The sequence below is a fragment of the Streptomyces sp. NBC_00086 genome, from assembly GCF_026343255.1.
Lineage (GTDB): Bacteria > Actinomycetota > Actinomycetes > Streptomycetales > Streptomycetaceae > Streptomyces.
The window spans coordinates 128,228-152,194 of sequence record NZ_JAPELZ010000004.1 but is presented as its reverse complement, the minus strand read 5'-3'; the positions used below and the strand labels follow the sequence as shown (position 1 = coordinate 152,194).

The following is a 23,967-nucleotide window of genomic DNA, read 5'->3' as shown; positions in this document are numbered from 1 at the left end:
AGCCCCCCCACGGGCAGGGGTCGGTCAGTGGCTACGGCGGTACAGTTCCGGTCCACACACCTTGGCACAGGGGTCGTCCGTACGGACGGCGCCGTTCGTCGCGGCTGCGAATCCCGCCGCGGCCGGTGGCACGAGTTGGTATTCGCGGCCGACGCCGTCGGCCTGGGTGTTCCCGTATACGGTCACCTCGCCGTCCGACCAGCGGACGAAGAGGTCGTCCTCCCAGTCGTTCATGCCGTACTCGCCCAGGGCGATCACCCGCGCGTAGGTCCATGTGGAGCTCGATGCGACGACGCTCTCGTTCTGCAACCGGCCCGTGTTCACGTCGGGGAAGACGCTGACCTTGCCGCCGGCCCATACGACGAGCAGGTCGTGGTTGGGGGCGGTCCCGGTGCTGTCGCCGTCCAGGTCGCCGCCGGTGATGAGGTTGGCGGTCTTCCAGACTTCGTTCGGCGCCGCGAGCTGCTCTTCGGCGTGGAGTCCGGCGCCGTCGATGTCGGTGTACTTGGTGACCTCGCCGTCGCTCCATCGGACGATCAGGTCATCGGGCCACTGGTTGCCGCCGTACTTTCCGGTGGCGAAGCCGTGGGCGTACTTGAAGACGGAGTCCGCCGCAGCGACGTTGATCTCGTTGGGCAGGTGTTGGTCCAGAGCGGTGGGAAGCCGGGTGTTCTGGCTGACGTCCGGGTAGATGGTGACTTCGCCGTCCACCCACTTCACCATGAGGTCGTAGGCGTTGGTACCCGCGTAGTCGCCCGCAGTGATGAGGTCCGCGTAGTTCTTCCACATGTCGTTCGGCTTGGCCAGCTGCGTCTCGCAGGGCTCGCCGGGCTTGCAGCCGGCGTAGAAGCCGAAGTTCTGGTCGCCCGGGTACAGCGTGACCTCTCCGTCGTCCCACTTGACGATGAGGTCCGAGTCTCCGAACTCCTGGGAGCTGGTGTGGAAGGTGCCGGAAACGGCGCCGGTGGCGTGCTTCCAGAGGTCTCCGTTGCCCATGGTCCCGCCGGTGGGCTTGTCGGGCTCGTAGTCGTTCACCGCCTGGTTGTAGAGGCGGATGATGTCGGCGTCGAACTGGGAGGAGTAGGACTCGTCATCGATGGTTCCGCCGGTCTTCCATCCGCCGATGACGCCGATCACGTCTCCGCGCTTGCCGTCGAAGTTGCGGAGGAAGGGGCCGCCGGACACACCGCCGGCGTAGCCCTTGCAGGCAATCTTCACGAACCGTCCGGAGTAGGCGGTGGTGTTCGTGGAGGGGCAGACGAGCGGTGCCTTGGATCCTCCGGGGAATCCGAAGAGGCTCACGTTCTTCTGGCTGAGCTGCTGGGACGACAGCGTGGTGAGCGAGTTGCCCATGCCGGTGGCGTTCTCGAGGAACTGGCCCTTCGAGTTGGGGCCGACCCGCATGAAAGCGAAATCGAGGTCGTCGGCCTTGGCGGGCCCCTGGGTGAGGTACCTGCCGTCGATGTAGAGCTTTCCCGCCACCATCGGGAAGATGCCGTAGGGGGCTATGCCCCGGCTCGGGTCCTTGGGGTCCGGCTTCCAGCCGGGTGCGAAGGCGAGCTGCTTCCACCGGTCGTTGTCGTTCAGGCAGTGTGCGGCCGTGAGCACCAGCGACTTGGTGGGCGAGGACACGGAACTCGCCGAGCAGAACTGGTCGCGGCCGCCCGGGTCCGACTGCGGATCGTCATCCTCGTTGATGAGGAACACGCCCACCGTTGCGATCCCGTTGTTGTCGAAGTGGGACGGCGCGGCCGCGGCGATCCTGTTCTCGCGCGCGGCTCCCGGGGCGGACTGCTTGCCGCCGTGCACGGGAGACGCCTTGGCGATGCGTTCGGGTGTCCAGTACGCCTCGGCCTTCTTGGCGGCCTCGATCTGGGCCAGCGTCGCCTTGAGCCCATCGCCCGCAGGGCTCGTCGGATCTGCCGGAACCGACGACTTGGGGGGTGAGGAGGGGGAAGCGGGAGTACCGGAGGGCGTGGGCCGGGGCGCCGGCTGCTGGGGGGTGACGCCGGGCAGGGTGACGGGCGGTGTCACAGATGGCTTGCTGCCGCTGACGGCCTCGTCGTAGAGGGCCTGGACGGCGTCGTCGAAGTACGCGCTGCGGATCAGGGAAGGGGTCTGAGGAGCAGCGGCGTCCTGTGAGACACCGATGAGGCTGCCGACTCGTGTCTTCGTGTCGTAGTCGGCGATGAAGGCCGAGCCATCGGCGATTCCCGCGCCGGCCGGGCCGCAGTCGAGCTGCTGGTACCGGGTCCGGCTACCCGGCACGCCTGCTTCGGACGTGTCACCGACGCACGGCTCGGCCGGCCGCGTCCCGGAGACTCCGTGACCGGCGACCCGAACACCCTTGTGGGTGCGGCCGGCGTCAGTCAGCAGGCGGTGGCCGGGGACGGTGTCCTCGAGTTGGTCGCCGTTGATGCCCTTGTCGACCACGGCGAAGCCGACGGCGGCCTTGGAGGCGGTAGGGGCCGCGTCGGAGCCGGCCCATACGAGAGAGCGATTCCCCTGCCTCTTGACGGCGTAGACACCCTTCGGCGCCTCGATGACGCCGGAGGCGTTCTTGGCGATCTGCGGCGCGAAGGCCAGCTTGTCGGCCGGGTCACCGGTCAGGCAGTCGGCGGCCGTCGCGATCAGATTGCGGTACGGGCTGGAGGTGACGCCCGCCCCACAGAAGTACAGCCCCTTCTTCGTCAAACGGAAGAGCACCCCGGTGTCCGGGCCTTCCGCGTTCTGCGTCGGGAAGCGGACACCCAGCGTGCGGCCCGCGGATTCCGTGCCGCCCTGCGGGTTCCAAGGCTGAGCCGCCGCCATGCGCTTGGGCGACAAGAGTCCCTGCGCATCCCTGGCCGTCCATGAGGGAGCGGCATCGGGCGATGGCCCCCCGGCCGATGGCCCTGCGGCGGAGGGCTGCGCCGCCGCACCTGCCGCAGCCGACAGGAGCAGCGCGGCCGTACACGCCCCAGCCCCGAGGGACCGGAACGCCGAATTCGCTCTCACTCAATACACCCTTCATTCGATGAACTCCGAGGTGAGGCAGCGGACTGCCCCCTCGATGATCTTTCGAACATAGGGTCGCTTTCGATCGCCGTGCCCGGAATTTCGCGGGCTCCTCGGGCACTCGTGGCCCGATTTCGGCGGAGGTCGTAACTCCGTTTGTTTCAGCGCCAAGGGGCGCGCAATACCCTCCTCCCCGCCCGGCGTCTGAGTCGTCGAGCCACCGCTTGATCCCTGGAACGGGTGGCACATAGTGGTCAAAGTGCGAGTAAATGCGAGTCCGATTGTTTGGCTGAAAAAACACGCCATTCAGAGCGTTGTCCGGGTGCACGACCGCGTCGACATTTTCGACCTCGACCTCGACCTCGACCTCGACCTCGACCTCGACCTCGGCCTCGGCCTGGTCCGGCTCGGGCGGTGCTCCATGGGCATGGCCGTCCCTGGCCATGCCCCGTCACGAGCCGATGCTGCCGAGTGCGTGTCCCTTGTCCGAGAACCTCCCGGATGTCCTACCGGTCCGGGGTCGAAGGTGCCGCGGGCGGTTGTGCGGTGTCCGCTTCCGGGTCGCCGGCCGGGCCGATGCGGATCTCGAAGTCGCCGCCGTACTCCTCGTGGCCGGCGGCGACGGCGACGGCGACGGCTTCCTCGCCCTGTTCGCCCTGGATGATGAGCGGGTCCTGCCGCAGGTCCCGTACGAGTGCCACGCACATGCCGATCATGACCAGGGTGAACGGCGCCGCCACGAGGATCGTCAGGTTCTGCAATCCGGCGAGCGCGTCGCCCTTGCCGTTGCCGATGAGGAGCATGACGGCCGCGACGGCGCCGGTGACCACGCCCCAGAAGACGACCACCAGCCGGGCCGGTTCCAGGACGCCCTTCTGCGAGAGCGTGCCCATCACGATGGAGGCGGCGTCGGCGCCGGAGACGAAGAAGATGGCGACGAGGACCATGACCAGCAGGCTCATTGCGGTGGAGATGGGGAACTGCTGGAGCAGCCCGAAGAGCTGTCCCTCGGGGGTGCTCTCCTTGTCGAGACCGCCGCTCTCCCGGAGCTTCATGGCCGTGCCGCCGAAGACGGCGAACCACAGCAGGCTGACCGTGCTCGGTACGAGGATGACGCCGCCGATGAACTGCCGGATGGTGCGTCCGCGGCTGATCCGGGCGATGAACATGCCGACGAAGGGGGTCCAGGAGATCCACCAGGCCCAGTAGAAGACCGTCCAGCTGCCCAGCCATTCGGCGACCTCGCCGGCGCCGGTGGCCTCGGTGCGGCCGATGAGCTGGGGGAGGTCGCCCAGGTAGGCGCCGAGCGAGGTGGGCAGGAGGTCGAGCACGATGATGGTCGGCCCGGCGATGAACACGAACACGACGAGCAGGAGGGCGAGCACCATGTTGATGTTCGACAGCCACTGGATGCCGCGTTCCACGCCGGAGACCGCGGAGGCGACGAAAGCGACGGTCAGGACGGCGATGACGGCGACGAGGAGTGCGGTGCTGACCGAATCCATCCAGCCCAGCTCACGGAAGCCGCTGCCGATCTGGAGGGCCCCGAGGCCCAGCGAGGCCGCGGAGCCGAAGAGGGTGGCGAAGATTGCCACGATGTCGATGACACGGCCGATGGCGCCGTGCGCGTGCCGGGCGCCGATCAGCGGCTCGAACACCGCGCTGATCGTCTGGCGGCGGTCGCGACGGAACGTGCTGTAGGCGATGGCGAGGCCGACGACCGCGTAGATCGCCCACGGGTGGAGCGTCCAGTGGAACAGGGTGGTGGCCATCGAGGTCTGCATCCGCTCGGCGGAGTCGACGGGGTGGGTGCCGGGCGGCGGATTCTCGTAGTGTGCCAGGGGTTCGCTCACGCCGTAGAACATGAGCCCGATGCCCATGCCGGCGCTGAACATCATGGCGACCCAGGAGACGGTGCGGAACTCCGGCGGCTCGTCCTCGCGGCCGAGGCGGATCCGGCCGTAGCGGCTGATCGCCAACCAGAGGGCGAAGACGACGAAGGCGCTGGCGGCGAGCATGAAGGCCCAGCCGCCGTTGTGGATGAGCCCTTCGAGCAGGCTGCTCGACACGCTCTCCAGCGAGTCCGTCGCCACTGCGCCCCACAGGACGAACGCGAGCGTCAGACCCGCGGTGACCCCGAAGACCACCCTGTCCGTGCGGGAACGTTGATCGGCCTCCAACGAAGCCCCCTTCGCCAAGAGTCGGGAACCGCATGCCGTGATGGAATGTCACGTTATTCCCATTCAAGCCCATATCGGACCGTTAGGTCCGCAGGACGCCCACGGGGCGGCTCACCGTGCGCGAAGTCCGTCACGGCCGGCTGCGCCGACCTCCAACGGGGGCGGGCTGCCTCTGCCACGCTCCACAAGGCCCTGGTCCGCCGGGACTCGGGACCGGGTCGGTGTCGTTCCTCCCGCGCCGGCGCGGTGCCCTCGTGTTGTCAGGAGGCGGGCTTCACGTGGCGGACCAGCCACATCAGCAGGGCGTCCAGGTCGGCGGCGGCCGAGAGGACCCGGTCGACCGCCTCGGGGGTGTGCAGCCACTCCTCGCAGCCGAGGGGACGGGCGGCGATCAGGGAACGGTGGCGCAGCAGGTCCGCACGGGAGTGGTCCGCCGGATAGCCGCGCGGGGGACGTTTCATCATGTCCCCGGAGATGTCGTAGCCCTTCTTCCGCAGGTCCTCGACGATGGCGGACAGTTCGCGGCCGCTCCCCTCGGAGACCACGGCCTTGCGGAACCTGTCCACCTGGCCGGGATCCGGGTACCACCAGGCGCCCTGGATCCGCAGGCCGTCCAAGGCGAAGCGGAGACCGATCTCGATCTTGCGCTCGAGCCGGATCACCGCGCTCTGGTGCTGCCACCACCAGGAGCCGGTCCGGTAGTGCCAGACGGAGAAGTCCTCGTATCGCGGGTCGGCGTCCGCCACCTCGTTGAGCAGGGCGATCATCGGCTGCCGGACCAGGCGTTCGCGGTCCGCGCGACAGCGCTCGCGGGTCGTGTGGGTCGGTTCGCCCTGGAGCTGCCACAACACGTCCATGGCCTGCTCGGGCCAGCCGGTGAACTGCCTGTGTCCGCCCATGCGGGCAGGTTAACTCACCGCCACCGCCGTTACCCGAGTGCCGCAGAGCGGCTCGGTTGCGGGCTGTGGCCAGGCGAGCTCCGGCGGCATTGTCAGTGCCGGGCACGATGATGACCTGCATGACCGAAAACAGCGCCCTGCTTTCCCCTGTCGCCTACACCGAGGCCGTGACGGCCGCCTTGGCGGCGTCGGCCGCGTACTACGGGGACGGGACCACCCCGCTCGGTGACGACGAATACGACGGGCTGCTCCGCGCCATCACGGCTTACGAGGACGCCCACCCGGACGAGGTGCTTGCCCAGTCGCCGACCGGCAAGGTGGCGGGCGGGGCTGTCCAGGGTGACGTGCCGCACTCGGTTCCCATGCTCTCCCTCGACAACGTCTTCGACGCCGATGAGCTCGCCGAGTGGGCCGCGGGGCTGGAACGGCGCCTGGGTCACCCCGTGGCCGGGTGGTGTGTGGAGCCGAAGCTCGACGGCCTCGCGGTCGCCGCCCGGTACCGCGGTGGCAGGCTCGTTCAGGTCCTCACCCGCGGTGACGGACTGGCCGGCGAGGACATCACCCACGCCGCCGACGCCGTCCTCGGTCTGCCTGCGGTACTCACCCAGCCGATCGACGTCGAGCTGCGCGGTGAGGTACTGCTGACGACCGCGCAGTTCGAGGAGGCCAACCGGATCCGGCTCGCCCACGAGGCCACGCCCTTCGCACACCCGCGCAGCGGAGCAGCCGGCACTCTGCGGGCCAAGGACCGCCCCTACCGGATCGAGTTGACCTTCTTCGCCTACAGCGCGATCGGCCTGGCCGACCTCGGCCACGTCGCCCTGCTGGAGAACCTGGCGGCGCTCGGTGCGAACACGGCCGCCGGTACGGCCGCCGCCCCGCTGCGATGCGAGACCGTGGAGCAGGTACAGGAACGCGTCGACGTGATCGCCGGCCTGCGCGGAGACCTGCCGTTCGGGATCGACGGTGTCGTCGTCAAGGCCGATACGGCCGAGGACCAGCGGCAGGCCGGCAACGGCTCGCGCGCCCCGAGATGGGCGGTGGCCCGGAAACTGGCGGCCGAACACAAGGTGACGCGCCTGCTGGCGGTGGAGTGGAACGTCGGCCGGACCGGGATCATCGCCCCGCGCGCCGTCCTGGAGCCCGTGGTCATCGACGGGGTGACGGTCACTTACGCCACTCTTCACAACCCTTCCGATATCACCCGTCGCGGGCTCATGATCGACGACCAGGTGTTCGTGTACCGGGCCGGCGACGTGATCCCCCGGATCGAGGCACCGCTGGTCGACCAGCGCACCGGCGCCGAGAGCCCGATCGTCTTCCCCGAGGCGTGCCCCCGCTGTGGCGACGCGATCGACACCTCCGAGCAGCGGTGGCGGTGCGTGCGCGGCCGCAGCTGTCAGGCCGTGGCCTCGGTGATCTACGCGGCCGGCCGCGACCAGCTCGACATCGAAGGCCTCGGCGACACGCGTGCGATCCAGTTGGTGGAGGCCGGACTGGTCAAGGACGTCGCCGACCTGTTCACGCTGACCCGCGAGCAGCTCCTCGGTCTGGAGCGGATGGGCGAGACCAGCGCCACCAACCTGCTGGCCGCGATCGAGACCGCCCGCGGGGCCGCGTTGAACCGCGTGTTCTGCGCCCTCGGTGTCCGCGGCACCGGGCGCACCATGTCCCGCCGGATCGCCGCGCACTTCGGCTCGATGGCCGCGATCCGGGCCGCCGACGCGGACACGCTGGCCGGGGTCGACGGCATCGGCGGCGAGAAGGCCCGCGTCATCGCGGCCGAACTCGTCGAACTCGCCCCGCTCCTCGACAAGCTCCAGGCCCAGCAGGTCGGCACGCAGGTCACCGAGCCGCAGCAGCCCGCAACCGGCGCGGACGACGGCGAGGACAAGACGGGCGGCCCACTGGCCGGCCAGGCCGTCGTGGTGACCGGCTCCATGACCGGCCCCCTTGCGGTGCTGTCCCGGAACGAGATGAACGAGCTGATCGAGCGGGCGGGTGGAAAGGCATCGTCGTCGGTGTCCAAGCGCACCACGCTCCTGGTGGCGGGCGAGAAGGCCGGCTCCAAGCGCACCAAGGCCGAGGAACTGGGCATCCGCATCCTCGACCCCGAAGAATTCGCAGCGCTCGTCGGCGACTTCCTCCCCACCACCTAATGCCGCGTCGGGCAACGGTGGCGGCGACGGGCTGCTGACCACTGTTCACACACCGACCGTGCTGAGCCGCGACGCCGCCGACCGGTGGGGTCGCGCGCTGGGCCGAGAAGGAATTCCACGACGATGGCAGCCGCCTTGAGTGGGGTGAGCTGACCTGGTGGGCACTGGGGTTGCTGAACGGACGGCGCCTTCGGGGCCGGTCGGCCAGATCCCGACAGGGTGCCCACTCGGTCCCGTGGGGCCCGTGGGGCCCGTGGTGCTAGTTTTGCCGAAACTCGGGGGAGGGGTCGGCAAACTGGTGAACAGCGCACCGCGGCGTGCTGCCGTCGTGGCCCTCGTCGAGCTCGGGCGGAGCAGCGACTCTGGGGACCGGGCGGACGCCGGTCGCGGTCTGGCGACCTTTGCGGAGATGGGGGAGGCTGCCGACCCGCTGCTGGAGCTGGTGCTCGACCGCGAAGACACCTTCGTCACACGGGCGACCGCAGAAGCCCTGCTTCGACGGCAGGACAGGGCCGGACTGCTGATTGTCGCGTCCGCGCTGGCCGTCGCCAGCCCGAACCACGGCGATTGGATCCACACCGCGGTCCGCGATGCATTCGCCGTCTACGCCAGTGACCGCGACGACGCGCTGCGGCTCTGCGAGGAGTTGACGCAGGATCCTGACGAACGCGTCGCCCTGGGGGCTCGCGAGCTGAAGGAAAGCCTGACCGGGATCCATTGCGTTCTCCACGCTGAATAGGTGAGACAGGGCTGGCCCCATCTGGTATCGCGCCGTGCTGCATGCGCTCTGTCGGCGTGCAGGGAAGCGGATGTGTATACGTGGGGAGCGGAGCCGACCGTTCGCTCCTTCTGACAGTGGAGTGATCATCAGCGCCCGACGGGCAGCAGGGCCAAGCCGGCCGGGTATCCGCGGCTTATCGGAGGGCAGGGCCGGTAGCTCACAGGGCCAGGTGCGATGTGCGCGCGACTCCCGTTCGCCGCGCTGGTAGCGGGGGCCCCACGCGATCGCCGTGAGCACCCCTTGGTCGATGCGGGTGTGCCGGCCGACCACCACTTTCTCCAGGGCGGACATGCCGGCGAACAGTCGTATGTTCCGGAACGTACGGGCGATGCCGGCCCGAGTTGGCCCGCCCGCCTGGCCCCACGGGGGCAGGGGGCAGGCAGGCGAGCGGTCTTGGGCCGGTCAGCGCGGTGTGCCGCCTGCGAGCACCGCCGTCGATCCCCGGCAGAACTCCAGCATGGCCAGGGCGATGGTTCCGCCGGGCCGTCCGAGGCGGTCGGCGTAGCGCTTGATGATCACGTTCTCGCGGCCCAACTCGGTCCGCCGTCCTCCCGAGGACATTCGGGAGCGTTGGACGTCCTCGGAGAGTCGGCGCCGGCCTTCGAGCAACTGCAGGATCTCCTGGTCGATGAGGTCGATGGAGTTCCTCAGGCTCGCGATGGCGGCCTCGGGCGTGGTCGTCGGCGCGGCGGATACGGTCTGCGTAGTCATGGCGTGCTCCTTCGGGGGGTGGTTCGAGGGGGGAGTGGGGTGGGTGGGGGCAGGTCAGCCGTTGACCGCGTCTGGGTCCGCTTCGCCCGCCGGCGCGAGCAGTGGCGAGGATGTCCGGCCCGGCGCGCGTGTCCCTGCCTTCCGCGAGGGCCTCGTACAGCGCCTGATCGTCGACGATGCCGCCCCGCGGGCGGCGAGGGGGGAGGAGCCGTACCCCGGCCCGCGCGGCCGATTTGCCGTCTGTGCAAGGGGCGTACGCGACGACCGTCATGCCGAAGGCGGCCATCCGTGGGGCGGCCAGCGAGCAGATCCCGCCGAGCCCCGCGAACAGCGAGTGCCGGTGGGTCCCGTCGCGGCCGCGCACGTCGGCCTCGGTGCCCAGCGCCGCGACGGTGGCCAGCGACGGCTCCTCGGTCGGCGGAACGGCCGGTCTGCGCACGTCGGCGGGCGAGCCGGTATCGCGGAAGGCAAGGAGCGTGGCGGAGCTCATCGGTGGTCCTCCCCGAGCTCGAATGGTGGCGAGAGAGTGCTCATTGACGTTCCGAAGCCAGGTCCAGTGCCCGGGCGCGCAGCGCGAGCCGCGCGGGCAGCAGGCTGGAGACGAGCGCGAGGCCGAGTCCGGCGGCGGCCGCGGCGCCGATCGCCGGCCAAGGCAGGCTCAGGGGAAGGGACGGGCCGGAAACCAGAATCCGCTGCCCGATCAGCAGCAGGGTGGCGGCCTGGGTCCCGGTGGTGACCAGCAGTGCGAGCACCGTGGCGGTCGCCGCGGTCAAGGCCGCCTCGACCCCGACCATGGAGAGCACCTGCCGGTTGTTGCCGCCGGTGAGGCGGAGCGTGGAGAAGTCCCGCAGCCGGTCGCCGGTCGACATCATCATCGTGTTGACGATCGCGATCAGGGCGTAGAGCAGTGCCGGGCCCAGGATGGCGATCATCGCGATCCAGTCGGACCGGGACCGGGGGTCGTCCTTCCCGCCCCACGCGGCAGCCGCGGTGACCTTCGCGTGGGAGGCGGGGTCCAGCACCGGCGGCGGAGCCCCTGCGGAGGTGGAGAGGAAGGCGGCGGTGGGCTGCGGGTCGCCGTCCAGGTGGCCGGCCACGACGGAGTACGGCAGGAGCACCTCGGCGAGGCTGAGGGGCGTCTCGACCAGGGCGACCACGGTCAGGGTGACGGGGGCTCCGTCGTCCAGCGAGCTGGTGAGGGTGTCCCCGACCTGCCAGCCGTTGGCCGCGGCCAGTGCGCCGGAGACGGCGACCGAGGGTCCCTGGAGCCGCTCCAGGGAGCCGGACTCGGTCGGGAGCCGCCAGGTCGTGGCGGCGTCCCCGTCCACCGCAGTCGCTGCGACGGTGCCCGTGGCGGGGGAGGAGCCGGCGGCCGCGGTGCCACCCTCGAGGCCGTTCAGCCAGGTGGTGCGGACCGTGGTGGTGCGTACGCCGTCCAGCCGGCGCAGTTCCTCCACGGTGCCCGGGGCCAGGGCCGAGCCACCGTCAGGTTCGACGACGTACTGCGCGGCGAGCGCCTCGCGCGACTGGATCGTCCGGGCGTCCCCGAAGGTCAGGGTCGAGCCGACCACGGTGCCGGTCAGGCCGATCACCAGGAACATCGGGGTCGCGGTGGAGACCGTACGCCGTACCGAGGCCAGCGCGTTCTGCCGGGCCAGCAGGCCCACCGCACCGGCCGCCAGCGACACCGGCAGGGTGAGCAGCCGCACCAGCGGAGGGACCAGGAGCGGGGCGAACAACGCCACCGCCATGATCGCTATGCCGTCGATCAGGAGCGACCAGACCGGCACGTTCTGCGGGTCGCGCAGCTGCGGGTCCCGGCTCATCCCGGGCGGCATCGTGGTGAACAGGGTCAGCACGGCCGCGAACACGGCGAGGTGGCCGAGCGCCCACAGCCAGCGGCCGAGCGTCATCACCCGGCCGTCGACGGCCGCGTCGCCGAGCGCCTCGACCGGCCGCACCCGGCCGGCGCGGCGGGCCGCCGTGTAGGCGCCGGCCACCGCCACCACGACCTCGATCGCCACGGCGATCAGCAGCGGCCCGGCGCTGAACTCCACGGTGAAGCCCTCGGGGGCCGCGCCGCGCGAGATCAGCCAGCGGGCGAACAGCGGCGCCACGGCGAGGCCCAGCAGCGCCCCGCAGAGCGAGGCCGCCAGCGAGACGACCACCGCCTCGCCCAGGACGAGCAGCCTGACCTGACGGGGGGTCGCCCCGACGGCCCGCAGCAGCGCCGTCTCGCGGCGGCGCCCGGCGACCGCGAAGGCGAACGTCGAGGCGACGACGAACACCGAAACGAAGCCGGACATGCCCGCCATGAAGGTGAGCAGCTTCTTCAGGGACGGCGCCGAAGGGTCGCTGTTCTGGAGCCCCGCCGACGTGCTGACCAGCAGCCCCGTGGCCGAGATCAGGGCGACGCCCAGGGTGAGGGCGACGAAGGAGCCCGCGAAGCCGAGCCACCGCCTGCGCAGGGTCGCCACGGCGACGGGCACCAGCAGGGAGATCCCCATCATCGGCCCCCGTAGGCGCCGAGCGGCTCCCCGGCCGGCTCGGCCTCCAGCTGGGCCATGTGCTCGGCGACCTTCTGAGCGGTCGGCCGGTGCATCTCGTCGGTGAGCCTGCCGTCCACGAGGAAGATGACGCGGTCCGCGTACGAGGCGGCCACCGGATCGTGGGTGACCATGATGGTGGTCTGACCCTGAGCGTCGACCAGGGACCGCATCAGTTTCAGGACGGTCCTGCTGGAACTGCTGTCGAGGGCCCCGGTCGGTTCGTCGGCGAAGAGCACCTTCGGACGGGTGATCAGGGCCCGGGCGATGGCGACGCGCTGCTGCTGACCACCGGACATCTGGGAGGGCAGGTGCCGCCCGCGCCCGCCGAGTCCGACTTGGGCGAGCGCGGCCCGGACCTCGGCGGGGTCCGGACGCCGGCCCGCCAGCCGCAGAGGCAGGCCCACGTTCTGCTCGGCGGTGAGGGCGCCGAGCAGGTTGAACGCCTGAAAGATGAAGCCGATCCGGTCCCTGCGCAGTTCGGTGAGGGCCTTCTCGGCGAGCGGTCCCAGATCGACCTCGTCCACGACTACCCGGCCCGAGTCGGGCCGGTCGAGGCCGGCCGCGCACTGCAACAGGGTGCTCTTGCCCGAGCCCGAGGGGCCCATGACGGCCGTGAATGTGCTCTGACCGAAGGCGACGGATACCCCGTCGAGGGCGCGCACCTGCTCCGCCGACCCGGGTGCGTAACACCGGCTGACCTGTTCGATGCGTACGGGCTGGCTGTCTCGCATACCTCTACACCTCTCAAGTGATCTCGTGCCGCCGGGACGAACAGCCGTGTATTCCAAGCCGGTTCAGTACCAGCCCACTGGACCGTCAGACCCTGCGACCCCGGGCGCCCGGGCCGGCCGACCGACGGGAGTTCCCAGCGCGATCTCACCGTGGAGTCGATTCAACGGCCGGAACCGTGAACATCGACGACGAAGCGGCCCCCGCCGTCCGTGCACTGGGGGAGCGGTCGGGCATCCCGGTGCGTAGGAGCCCGTAGGAGCCCGTAGGAGGTCAGTGGGCAGGGATCCCTTGCAGTCCGGGAACAGGCCGATCTTGCGGCGACATCGTCGCCTCCGTGCCTATGCCCTTCCTCCACCGCAGGGCGGGCGCCGCTATAGAGGAAATGAAGAGTCGGGCAAGAAGTACGGGAGAACCGGTGCGATTGGCTGCGCGGGCACGCTCTTCTCATCCTTCCGTTCGGTCCGAACACCGAGCTGCCACGTCCGGGGCGTGGCAGCCATTCACAGCCGACGACGGGCGGGGGTGATGGGGCCTGTGAAGGTGCTGCAGGCAGCCGCCGGTGACGGAGGATCTCCGCGAAGGCGCGGCGAAGGCGCGGGCCCGAGCCATGTCAGGGCAGGCGAGCCTGACGTCGAGCAGGCGGCGTCTCCCTCGGCCCCCAAGCCGTCGCCGACCTCTACAGCCACCGCGCCGACTGACGGGCTGTCGGCTGCGGTTCCCGTCCTTGAGGAGATACGGCTCGCCGTGGGCTTACGAACTCCGGTGCAGGGTCCTAACTTTGAGGCATGGAAACTCGGCATTCCGGTCCACTTGCGGAAGTTGTGTCATCCGTGCCGGCCGGATGGCGGGTGCTGTTCGTGCCCAGCCGGGCCAGCGAGTTGGCCATCGGGCTCGGTGGGAGCATCTTGGTCCCGCCGATGGTCGCAGCCCCACTGCTGCTGGCCGCTCTGGTGGCCGCCGTGGTCTCGGGGAACTCACTCTTCTGGGGCGCCTTGTGGGTCCTACTGGCGCTCACGGTCGTCGCAGTGATCCTACTGACCGTGGCCATGACGGCCGTCACGGTCGCCACGACGGTGCGGTGGGTCGAGTTCCGCCCCCTGGAAACTCCGGCCCAGGTCGTGATCGCTCGCTTTCTGCGTTCGTCGACCATGGCGGTGGCTGATCTGCAGCGAGTCGTCGTCATCGAGCGACTCAGTCTGGGACAGCGACAGTCCATCAAGGTGGTGTTGCATACCCGCAGCGAGACGGTGAAGTGCGAACCGGCGAGGTCCGCACCGCTCTCTCGGGTCGACGCACAGGCGCTGACCGACTGGTTGACCGAGCAACTCGGGCGGTCCCAGGTGGCGGTGGAGCGTCAGACGGAGGTCAAGCGAGACTTCCTGCGTCCGGACGAGTGGTGGACCCCGTCCCACACCGCCGCGCTGTGGCGGGTACCCGTCGGCGAGGTCGACGGCATAGCCGCCCAGCGCAGCGTCGAAAGGCATCGGTACACGCCCCGGGCACACGCGATGTACAGCCCCAGCACTTCGGTCACCGTCTACGACCCGGGCCGGGCCTACGAGGTCGCCGAAGAACTCCGTGCGGAACGAGCCGCCGGCCAGGCCGCCGACAGCACGGCAGCCCCCGGCCCGGACGAGGACGACGCAACGGATTCCCGCTGACTTGGTCGGGCCGGTCCTGACCCGGCTCGGAGACCGAACTGGGTCCTGGCCCCTTCCGAGTTGGCCCTGGCGGAACCGGAGCTCGCGGCGAGGGGCCCATCCGGGACCGGTTCACCGCTCTCCGGCGGCCTCCAGGATCGCGCGGAGACGCGAGAGGCATTCGTTGACGAAGGCGGGATAGGTGGCCCAGTAGTACGACACTCCGCTGACTCCGACGGCGATGGCCCACGCCCGGGCACGCAGCCAGGTCTCGTTGTCGAGGCTTATGGCGTCCCAGTATGCCTGCCGGGCCCCGGGCGGAAGGTCCCACAGCGGTGCGTGCTCGGCGTCGGGGAAGCCGACTGAGAGGGCTCCGAAGTCGATGACCGCGTGCAGCTTTCCCTGCTGTACGAGGAGGTTGCTGGGTTTGAGATCTCCGTGAAGCCACACCTGGTGGCCGGACGGCTCGGGCAAGGCGAGCGCACCTTGCCACAGGTGTCGCAGGTGTGCGATATCGAGGTCGAGGCCCTCGATCATGCGGCAGTTGTCGAAGTACTCGCTGATCCACCGGTCACAAGCTTGCAGGCCACCTCCGCGGTACCAGCTGAGCTCGTCCTGACGAGTGGCTCCCATAAGGGGGGTGGAGTGCAGGCTCTGCACGATCGCCGCCAGGTCGGCCCCGAAGGCGGGCCAATCGGTGACCGATCCCAGGCCGGCTTCATCGCCGTCGATCCAGCGGTACACCGACCAGGCGAGCGGAAATGCGGAACTCGGGGTGCCGGCGTGCACCGGCTCCGGGATGTGACAGGGAAGGTGAGGAGCCAGCCGCGGCAGCCACGTCTGCTCTTTGCGTACGGCCTTCGAGTTGTCCGGAGTACGCGGCAACCGTATGAGCAGCTGGTCGCCGAGCCGGTACATCCTGTTGTCGGTGCCCTCGCCGGCCGGTGAGATGGGAAGGGCGGACCACTCCGGTTTCTGCTCCCGCAGCAGCGACCGGACGACCGCCTCATCCACACGGATCTCGTTCTCATGAAGTGTCACGCTGAGAGCCTTCTGCCCGGGCCTCGCCGACGCCAGTCATTTTCGAGGCCGTGGACGCTCAGACCGCGATCCGCCATGCCATGTGAGACCGAGTGGGAATGAGGACCGGGTTCGGCCGACCGCTGAGGGACACGGAGGCGGCCGACGCCGACGCGGTACCCCGGCAAGGTGTTGCGTGGCTCGCCGAGCGGCACCCGGCCGGTACGGTCCCAGCCGCTGAGCACGTACGTCACTCCGGCAGCCCGGCCGGACCGGTCTCGTTGGCGGGGATCTCCAACGCTGAGGCGGGGAAGTTCGTGACAACGCCTGTGCGCGTCTTGGCAGTGGTGAAGGAGGAGTGGGCTCCTGCGGTGGCGATCACCCAGCGGGTGCAGTCCGGCGAGGCCCCGGTTCATTACACCCTGACGGTCACCCCGAACCGGCAGGAGGTGCTCCTTGAGGCCGGCCGTCAGCACGTGGTGGCCGTCGGCCCGGGGGACCTGACTGCCGGGCCCGGGACGAACAACTACGGCTTCGCGTTCGCCGAGGTCGTCCATCCCGTGAAGCGAGGAGTGGCCGGGGAGGTCGCCTACTGGCGGGACGTTCTGGCCAAGGCCCCGCCGAAGCCGACGTGCGACGACACCCGACCCGACCCGACCCGACCCGACCGGACCGGACCCGCGACGCCGGCTCTCTGGTCTCCTGGCTGGGCCGCTCCTCGGGGTCCTTCGGGCAATCGGTCGGATGATGCGGACGGTATGGAAAGCCGCGGGTGCGTTCGGCACCCTGCCGCTTCGGCGAGGTCGCCCATCGGCGCCGCGACGTCGTGGCGCTGGGTGTCGTGTGGGGGTGTTGTGCCGCTACGCCCGCTCTGACCTCGCCTTATCGATGGCCAAAGCTATTGCGGAGCGTGATCACTTCGGGAATGATTCCCCGCCGTGACCATCTTTCTCGCCGTTGTGCTCGGCGTGTTTCTCATCGGGTTCCTCCTCTCCCTCGCCCCCGGCGCCGCCGACCGCTGGGTCGAAAAGCACTTCGTGGCCGCCGACTACGGCCTTGCGCCTCGTGAAGCGCTCGACAACCGGCGCTCCGGTCCGCCGGCGCCGGCCCACCGCACGCAGGAGAGGCAGGCCGTAGCCGACGCCGCCTGGCAAGGGGACTGGAAGGCGGCCGAACGGTACGTCCGGGCCGCCGGAGAGGACTGGGACGAGCGCTGGGACCGGCTGGAGCTCCTCCAGCATGTTGCCCAGAAGGACGGCGCCTGGCTCGACACCTGGCTCGCCGCCGAGCCGGGGGACTGTGACGCGGTAACCCTCCGCGCGAGCCTCATGGTCCATCGTGCCTGGGAGATCCGGGGCAACGCCTTCGCCCACGCGGTCCCGTACGAGGACATGAAGCGCTTCCGGGAGATGCTCCCGGCTGCGATCGATGAGGCCCGCAAGGCCACGCTGCTCGACCCCGCGAACCCGGGCCCCTGGGTCGTCATGATCACCGCGGCACGGGGAGCCCAGTACGGCCGCTCGCAGTTCAAGCCGCTCTGGAAGGAACTCGTCGCCCGCGCGCCCCACCACTACGAGGGGCACGGGCAGGCCCTCCAGTACTGGTGCGCCAAGTGGTACGGAAGCAACCGGCGGATGATGCGGTTCGCCCGCCAGGCGGTCCGCAAGGCCCCGGCCGGCAGCCCGCTCGCCGGGATCTACCTGCACGCGCTGAGTGAACTCGCCGACCGGTCCGCCGCCGTCGCACTGCCGGTCACACCCATGACGAGGAGCCTGCTGAAGCGGACCGCCGCGTCGTTCGACCGGGTCGCGCCCGACGACGAGCGTCTGCCGCTCCTGCGCCACCTGCTGGCGCACTACATGCTCCAGTCGATGATGTACGCGCCCGCTCTGCGGCAGTTCCGCGAGATCGGACCATGGTGCGGAGCCGAACCCTGGCGCAAGGCGGGGAACCCGGTCATGGCGTTCGACGCGGCCCGGGGCCGGGCCGTGAGGCTGTCCCGGAGCCGCCCTGCCTCGGCGGCCCAGGATTTCGGCATGGCGCGCTAACGGGTGGTCTGAAGGATCGGTGTCCGGCCGTGGGCCGGGTCTTCGCGTAAACAAATATGCGATTGTCGGGCGAGCGTGATAGTCACTTCTCTCATGGAGGGTGATCCATGCTCTCCCCGTTTGGATACGGCAAGGGGTGGGGACATGGCGTTGCTCCGTCAATGGGGGCTTACGCTGGGGAAATGGGCCGGAAAGCCCGTCGCGCGGGTCCAGGAGGACTCCGGCGATCCGGACGTGGGGCGCGTGCGCGCGGCCGCCGCGGCCGGGGACTGGACCGCCGTGCGCGAGGTGCTCGAAGCACGTTCCGAGAGCGACGACCGGACGGAACTGCTGTGGGCCGTCGGCGATACCGCCGGGGTGGAGCGGTGGATCGTCCCGGTCCTCGAAGCGGATGCGGGTCAGGACGCGGCGCTGGCCCGGTTGGTGGCGGGGATCCGTCACATCAGCTGGGGATGGGAGGCCCGGACCGGCGCCCGTGCCTCGGAGGTTTCGAGCAAGCAGTTCGAGGTGTTCCACGAGCGGCTGCGCACCGCCGAGCAGTGGTTGTACGAGGTGGCCGAGCGCGAACCGGGGTGGACCTCGCCCTGGTACGGCCTGCAGGTCACCGGCCGCGGCCTCCAGGTCGGGTCGACCGTCGCACGCCGCCGCTTCGAGGCGACCGTACGCCGTGACCCGCAGCACCTGGGAGCCCACCAGCAGCAGTTGCAGCAGGCCTGCGAGAAGTGGGGCGGCTCGCACGAGGAGATGCACGCCTTCGCCCGGGACGCCGCGTTCGGCGCACCCGCCGGCACACAGCTGGGCCAGCTCGTCGCCATCGCGCACATCGAGCAGTGGCTCTCCCTCGACACCGGCCCGGACGCGGCGTACATGCGCGGGCCCGAGGTCGCGGCGTCCTTGCGGGAGGCCGCCGACCACTCCTTCCGGCACCCGGACTTCGTGCGCCGGGCCGGGTGGGCGCAGATCCTCAACACCTTCGCGATGGCATTCTCGCTCGCGGGGGACCGCGAGGGGGCAGCGGAGTGTTTCCGCGCCACCGACGGTCGGGTCACCGAGTTCCCCTGGTACTACATCAACGGCTCCGACCCCGCCGTGGCCTATCGGAAGCACCGGTCCTCGACCGGACATTGAGCGCGCCGGGCCGCCGGGCCACCTGCCGGCGGCCACCGGCCTACGTCCGAACGCCGGCACGGTCACTCCCGGCACCGCGCGGCGACGCCCGCGCTGTGACGGCCCGCGCTCCGGGGCCCGACTCCGCGCTCTGACGGCCCGTGCCACCGGTCCCGACCCGCGCGCTGCCGGTGCCCTGCCGCTGCCGGACGACCGGCCACGCCCGGCAGTGCCACGCACGGCAGTGCCACGCACCCCTTCCCGCCCTTCCCGTCCGCGTCGCCCACGACGCGGGCGGGGCCCCACCGAAAGATTCCGCCAGGTGCCCGATTCCGAGACGTCCCACACCTTCCAGGTCGACCTTCGCGGCCTCGTCGACCTGCTCTCCCACCACCTCTACTCCAGCCCCCGCGTCTACCTGCGCGAGCTGCTGCAGAACGCCGTGGACGCCATCACCGCGCGCCAGGCCGTCGCACCCGGCTCCCCGGCCACCATCACGGTGCGCACCGGCGAGACCCTCACGGTCACGGACACCGGCATCGGTCTGACCGAGGCCGACGTGCACCGGTTCCTCGCGACCATCGGCCGCAGCTCGAAGCGGACCCCCGACGGAGCCCTGGACGGTGCGGGACTCGACGCCGCGCGCGGTGACTTCATCGGCCAGTTCGGCATCGGGCTGCTCGCCTGCTTCGTCGTCGCCGACGAGATCACGGTGCTCAGCCGCACGGCGGCCGACCCCTCGGCGCCCGCCGTCGAATGGCGCGGCCACTCCGACGGCCGCTACACCATCCGCACCCTGCCCGCCTCGGCCGTGCCGGAGCCGGGCACCACCGTGCGCCTCACCCCGCGCGCCGACAACGCCGAGTGGACCAGCCCCCAGCAGGTCGTCTCACTGGCCCGGCACTACGGCGGCCTCCTGCGCCACGAGGTCACCGTCGTCGGACCGCGCGGGGAGACCCACACGGTCAACGAGACGCCTCCCTGGGAGCAGAGCCACCGCTCTCCGCTGGCCCGCCGCGAGGCGATGACCGCGTACTGCCGGAACCTGTTCGATTTCACCCCGCTCGACACCATCGACCTCGACCTCCCGGCCGCCGGGCTGCGCGGCGTCGCGTACGTCCTGCCCACGGCGATGAGCCCGGCGCAACGGGCCGGCCACCGTGTCCACCTCAAGGGCATGCTGCTCACGGACCAGGCGCCCGAACTGCTCCCGGAGTGGGCGTTCTTCGTCCGCTGCGTCGTCGACACCACCAGTCTGAGGCCCACCGCCTCGCGGGAGTCCCTGTACGAGGACGGCACGCTGTCCGCCGTACGGGACGCCCTGGGCGACCGGATCCGCGAATGGCTCACCGGGCTCGCCGCCAGCGACCCCTCCCTCCTGCACCGCTTCATCGAAACGCACCACCTCGCCGTGAAGGCCCTCGCCCGCTACGACGACGAGCTGCTGCGCATCGTGCTGCCGTGGCTGCCCTTCGAGACCACCGACGGCAACGTCACGCTGGAGGAGTTCGCGCGCACCCACCCGACCCTCCTGGTCACGCGCAGCGTCGAGGAGTTCCGCCAGGTCGCGCCCATCGCTTCGGCGGCCGGTCTGGGCGTCGTCAACGGCGGCTACACCTACGACCGCGACCTCGTGCTGCGCCTGCCGGAGATCCGGCCCGGCACGTCCGTCACCGACCTCGACCCGGCCACCGTCACCGCCCACCTCGACGCCGTCGACCCGTCGGCCGAGCTGCGCGCGGCGGCCTTCCTCGCCGTCGCCCGGGAGACGGTCGGCGTCCACGACTGCGACGTCGTCCTGCGCGACTTCCAGCCCGTCACCGCTTCCGCCCTGCTCCTCGACAACCGCGAGGCCCGCCACGAGCGGACCAGGTCGAGCCTGGCCGCCGACAGCGACGGCGTGTGGGCCGACATCCTCGGCTCGCTGCGCAACGAGACCCCACGGGCCCAGCTCGTCCTGAACCACCTCAACCCGCTGGTGCGCCAGGCGATCACCATCGCCGAGCGCGGACTGGCCGTCACGACCGCCGAAGCCCTCTACGGCCAGGCGCTGTTGCTCAGCCGCCGCCCGCTCCGGGCCAGCGAGAGCGCCTTGCTGAACCGGGCCTTCATCGGCCTGCTCACCCACGCCATGCACCACAGCGGAACGGCGGCACCCGGCTCCGAGCCCCGGAAGGAACTGTAGATGCTGGACACCCCCGAGGCCGTGGTCGAGGCACTCCGCGAGAACCACGACCGACCGCACGGCCTGCACCGCACCGTCACCGCCGAGGAGATCGTCGATGCGGCCGAGCTCCTCGACGAGCCCGACACCCTGGTCACGGCCCTGCTGGAGCTGATGACCTCGTACGAGTTCACCGGCGAGCACCGCAAGTCGCCCGTGGTCTTCGCCCGGCTCCTCAAGCTGTGGGACACCGTCCCCGGCACCTTCAGCCAGTGGGAGGCCCGGCAGGTCTTCTGGCGCTTCAAGTGGGTGGCGACCTCCCTGCTGCAGGTGCCCGAAGTACCACTGGCCGCGATCCACGGCTGGATCGAGACGATGCGCGGCCGCTACGAGGCGGCCGACCACGGCATGCAGCCGGTCGCGGCGATGCGCTACCACATCGCGCACCACACGGGCACCGGCCTCGCCGACGCCTACGACCTGTGGGCCACGCGCCCCCGTACCGAGCTGAGCGACTGCGAGGCCTGCGAGATACGGCACCTCGCCCAGCACCAGGTGGAGTCCGGTGACCTCGCCGGGGCGCTGGAGATCTGGGGTCCGGTCCTCGACGGGGAGGCCGGCTGCACCGAGGAGCCGCAGCTGAGCCGGTCGCGCTCGCTCCTCCCGCTGCTGCGCTCGGGCCGCGCGGACGAGGCCCGCTCCCACCACCTCAGCGGCTACCGCCAGGTTCGGGGGAACACCGGCACGCAGGAAGAGGTCGGCCTCCACCTGGAGTTCTGCGCCCTCTCCCGCAACGAGGGACGGGGGCTGGAGATCCTCGCGGAGAACCGCCCGCTGTTCGAGGCCACCGGCGCGCCCCTGGCCCATCTCGGCTTCCTCACCGGAGCGGGGGTGCTGCTCACCCGCCTGGTCGAGGACGGGCACGCCGACACCGCCGTTGCCGGGCCGCCCGGGCGCGACTGGAGCGCCGGGGAGCTCCTCGCCCACGTACGCTCCGAAGCCGGCCGGATCGCCGCCGCGTTCGACGCGCGCAACGCCACCAGTGCCGTAGGGGACCGGCTCCGGACTCGTCTCGCGCAACACCCGCTCCTCGAGCAGCCGTTGCCGCTCGGTCTGCGTGCTCGGGTCACCCGCCCTGCCGCGCCCGCCACCGCGGCGGCGGCCGACGCCGTGACGCCCACCGCCGGAGCGGACCTTTCCCAGGACTTCGCCACCTTGGTCCGCGAGGCACGCCGGCTGGCCGCCGCGGGCCACCCCGGGGAGAACCGGCTCTGGGACCGCGTCGAGGAACGCCTGGCCGACGGCAGCGCCGCCCCCGGCGAAGAGCTCGGCCCGCAGGAGCTCCTGATGGCCGAGCTCGCCGACCAACGGGCTTATAAGTTCGCCAAGAAGGAACGCGACGAGGAGAGCGTCGTCGAGCTGAAGCGGGCCGCCGAGCTGTACGAGGGCCTGGGGATGCCCTGGCACGCGCTGTCCGCGCGTTCCCGTTCCCTGGCCTGGCGGAACGATTCCGACGACGCGGATTACGACGCGACCCGCGCTGACCTCGACGAGGTCGTGGCCGAAGCCGAGCGCCTCGTCGCCGAGGTCCCGCTGACGGAGGAGACCGCGCTGGAGTACCTCACCGTGCGCTACTCCGATGCGTTCGCCGCCTACCAGGAGGCGCTGCGGGACCTGCCGGAGACCGAGGGGCCCGCCGCGGAGCGGTTCCAGGAGCGGGCCCGGACACTGCGCGCCGAGGCGGAGCGGTTGTCCGTACCCCACCACGTGGCCAACGCGCTGCAGCTCACCGCGGACCTGTCCGGCCGCGGTGGTGACACGGACGCGGCCGAGGAACTGCTGCGCGCGGCCCTCGACGCCGTGGCCGCCTCCGCGCGGCCCTGGCGGGGTACGCGCCTGCGCGCGATGCTCGCGCAGTTCCTGCTTTCCAAGGGCGAGCCGGAGGAGGCCGCGGAGCTCCTGCACCACGCGCTCGCCGACGCGGCCCGCTACGACGACACGGACTTCGCGCTGGCCCCCACGTACTCCCTGCTCGGGCACGCGGCCTCGCACCTCGGGGACCTGGGTGGCGCCGTACGCCATCTCTCCGAGGCGGCCGCGCTCTTCGACCAGGCCGGGGAGCAGGCCGAAGCCACCGACGTACGCCTCCAGCTCGCGGACGTCCTGGGGCGCGGCGGCCGGCCGGAGGACGCGGTCGCAGTCCTCGAATCCCTCCTGGCGGACGAGGCCCTCACCCCGGACAACGAACGGGCCTTCGCCCAGGCGCGCCTGTCCCTGGCCCGGGGACTGCGGGAGCTCGGCGAGTACCTGCCCGCGGCGGAGGAGTTCCTGCGGCTGGCGGACACCGTCGCCGCATGGGAAGACGACCGCGCGGTCCACACCCTGGTGGCCGCGGAGGCGGCCGTGACGCTGGCGATGGCCGACCGGTGGGCCGCGGCGGCCGCGGCGTACGAGCGCGCGGTCGCCTCGCACGCCGAGGCGCCGAACCCCTCGCTGCTCATCCACATGATGTGCCAGTTCGCCCGTCTCACCGTGTCGGCCAGGGAGGCCGAAGGCCTCGACGCGGCCCTGGAGCACCTCGCGCGGGCGGACGCGGTCCGCGCCGGAGTGCCTCAGGACGCCGAGGACTTCACCCCCTGGTACGAGCGCGGAACCGTGCACTACCGCCGGGCCTGTGTCCTGGCGGAGGTAGAGCGCTACGAGGAGGCCCTGCCCGAGGCGGAGGCAGCCATCGCGGCCCACGAGGAGGGCGGCGAGCACGGCGAGGTGCCGCGCGCCGAAGCGGTACGGATGGCCGCCCTGATCGAGGGCAAGGGCCTCGGCCGCTTCCAGGGGGCCGTCGCCCGCCTCACCACGGCGGCCGCCCGCTGCCGCCAGGCCGGTCTCACCGAGGGAGCCGACATCCTGGAGGCCCTCCGCCAGGACTATCTGCGCCGTTGACACCCCGCCCCCGGCCGTCACCCGGTTCGTGCACATGGGG

The 23,967-nt window shown here is 70.9% G+C and carries 13 protein-coding genes and 1 pseudogene; 7 read left to right on the top strand and 7 right to left on the bottom strand.

The window, feature by feature from the left end:
- Positions 1-24 precede the first annotated feature (24 nt).
- From OG276_RS40700 to OG276_RS40690, 3 genes are all read right to left on the bottom strand, one after another.
- Entirely contained in the window at positions 25-2,826 is a 2,802-nt protein-coding gene (locus tag OG276_RS40700; RefSeq protein ID WP_266914896.1) for a serine protease, read from the bottom strand.
- A gap of 677 nt (positions 2,827-3,503) precedes the next feature.
- Entirely contained in the window at positions 3,504-5,177 is a 1,674-nt protein-coding gene (locus OG276_RS40695; protein WP_266914894.1) for a BCCT family transporter, read from the bottom strand.
- A 260-nt stretch (positions 5,178-5,437) separates the two neighbouring features.
- Positions 5,438-6,076, bottom strand: coding sequence for a DUF2461 family protein (locus OG276_RS40690; protein WP_266914892.1), 639 nt, complete (start codon positions 6,074-6,076; stop codon positions 5,438-5,440).
- Between the two features lie 110 nt (positions 6,077-6,186).
- Between OG276_RS40690 and ligA the strand changes: the two genes are divergently transcribed.
- Positions 6,187-8,235 (top strand): NAD-dependent DNA ligase LigA, encoded by a 2,049-nt coding sequence (ligA, locus tag OG276_RS40685; RefSeq protein WP_266914922.1) that lies wholly within the window; start codon positions 6,187-6,189, stop codon positions 8,233-8,235.
- Positions 8,236-8,533: 298 nt separating this feature from the next.
- Positions 8,534-8,974, top strand: coding sequence for a hypothetical protein (locus OG276_RS40680; protein ID WP_266914890.1), 441 nt, complete (start codon positions 8,534-8,536; stop codon positions 8,972-8,974).
- Positions 8,975-9,418: 444 nt separating this feature from the next.
- On the opposite strand, the pseudogene OG276_RS40675 reads toward OG276_RS40680, so the two are convergent.
- The 3 genes and pseudogenes from OG276_RS40675 to OG276_RS40665 all read right to left on the bottom strand — a co-directional run.
- Positions 9,419-9,730, bottom strand: a pseudogene (locus OG276_RS40675) (chorismate mutase); the annotation flags it as partial.
- A 527-nt stretch (positions 9,731-10,257) separates the two neighbouring features.
- Positions 10,258-12,237 (bottom strand): ABC transporter permease, encoded by a 1,980-nt coding sequence (locus tag OG276_RS40670; protein WP_266914888.1) that lies wholly within the window; start codon positions 12,235-12,237, stop codon positions 10,258-10,260.
- Entirely contained in the window at positions 12,234-13,007 is a 774-nt protein-coding gene (locus OG276_RS40665) for an ABC transporter ATP-binding protein (RefSeq protein WP_266914886.1), read from the bottom strand. The genes OG276_RS40670 and OG276_RS40665 overlap by 4 nt, the downstream gene beginning before the upstream one ends.
- A gap of 849 nt (positions 13,008-13,856) precedes the next feature.
- On the opposite strand from OG276_RS40665, the gene OG276_RS40660 reads away from it, so the two are divergent.
- The gene (locus tag OG276_RS40660) at positions 13,857-14,669 is read left to right on the top strand and encodes a hypothetical protein (RefSeq protein WP_266914884.1); all 813 of its coding nucleotides are present in this window, start codon (positions 13,857-13,859) and stop codon (positions 14,667-14,669) included.
- 111 nt (positions 14,670-14,780) lie between these two features.
- Here the strand turns inward: OG276_RS40660 and OG276_RS40655 are convergent, their stop codons facing one another.
- Entirely contained in the window at positions 14,781-15,689 is a 909-nt protein-coding gene (locus OG276_RS40655) for an aminoglycoside phosphotransferase family protein (RefSeq protein ID WP_266914882.1), read from the bottom strand.
- A 917-nt stretch (positions 15,690-16,606) separates the two neighbouring features.
- On the opposite strand from OG276_RS40655, the gene OG276_RS40650 reads away from it, so the two are divergent.
- The 4 genes from OG276_RS40650 to OG276_RS40635 all read left to right on the top strand — a co-directional run bounded on the left by OG276_RS40650 (position 16,607) and on the right by OG276_RS40635 (position 23,927).
- Entirely contained in the window at positions 16,607-17,716 is a 1,110-nt protein-coding gene (locus OG276_RS40650) for a hypothetical protein (RefSeq protein WP_266914880.1), read from the top strand.
- Positions 17,717-17,860: 144 nt separating this feature from the next.
- Positions 17,861-18,844 (top strand): hypothetical protein, encoded by a 984-nt coding sequence (locus OG276_RS40645; protein ID WP_266914878.1) that lies wholly within the window; start codon positions 17,861-17,863, stop codon positions 18,842-18,844.
- A 301-nt stretch (positions 18,845-19,145) separates the two neighbouring features.
- Complete coding sequence (locus tag OG276_RS40640) at positions 19,146-21,008, top strand: HSP90 family protein (RefSeq protein ID WP_266914876.1); 1,863 nt, start codon at positions 19,146-19,148, stop codon at positions 21,006-21,008.
- Positions 21,009-23,927, top strand: a complete 2,919-nt coding sequence (locus OG276_RS40635; protein WP_266914874.1) for a hypothetical protein — start codon at positions 21,009-21,011, stop codon at positions 23,925-23,927. It begins immediately after the preceding gene.
- The last annotated feature ends 40 nt before the right edge of the window (positions 23,928-23,967 follow it).

Bases quoted from the DNA above. Each gene is read 5' to 3' on its own strand.
- OG276_RS40690 (WP_266914892.1), bottom strand. From the start codon at position 6,076: ATGGGCGGACACAGGCAGTTCACCGGCTGGCCCGAGCAGGCCATGGAC.
- ligA (WP_266914922.1), top strand. From the start codon at position 6,187: ATGACCTGCATGACCGAAAACAGCGCCCTGCTTTCCCCTGTCGCCTAC.
- OG276_RS40670 (WP_266914888.1), bottom strand. From the start codon at position 12,237: ATGATGGGGATCTCCCTGCTGGTGCCCGTCGCCGTGGCGACCCTGCGC.
- OG276_RS40665 (WP_266914886.1), bottom strand. From the start codon at position 13,007: ATGCGAGACAGCCAGCCCGTACGCATCGAACAGGTCAGCCGGTGTTAC.
- OG276_RS40645 (WP_266914878.1), top strand. From the start codon at position 17,861: ATGGCGTTGCTCCGTCAATGGGGGCTTACGCTGGGGAAATGGGCCGGA.
- OG276_RS40635 (WP_266914874.1), top strand. From the start codon at position 21,009: ATGCTGGACACCCCCGAGGCCGTGGTCGAGGCACTCCGCGAGAACCAC.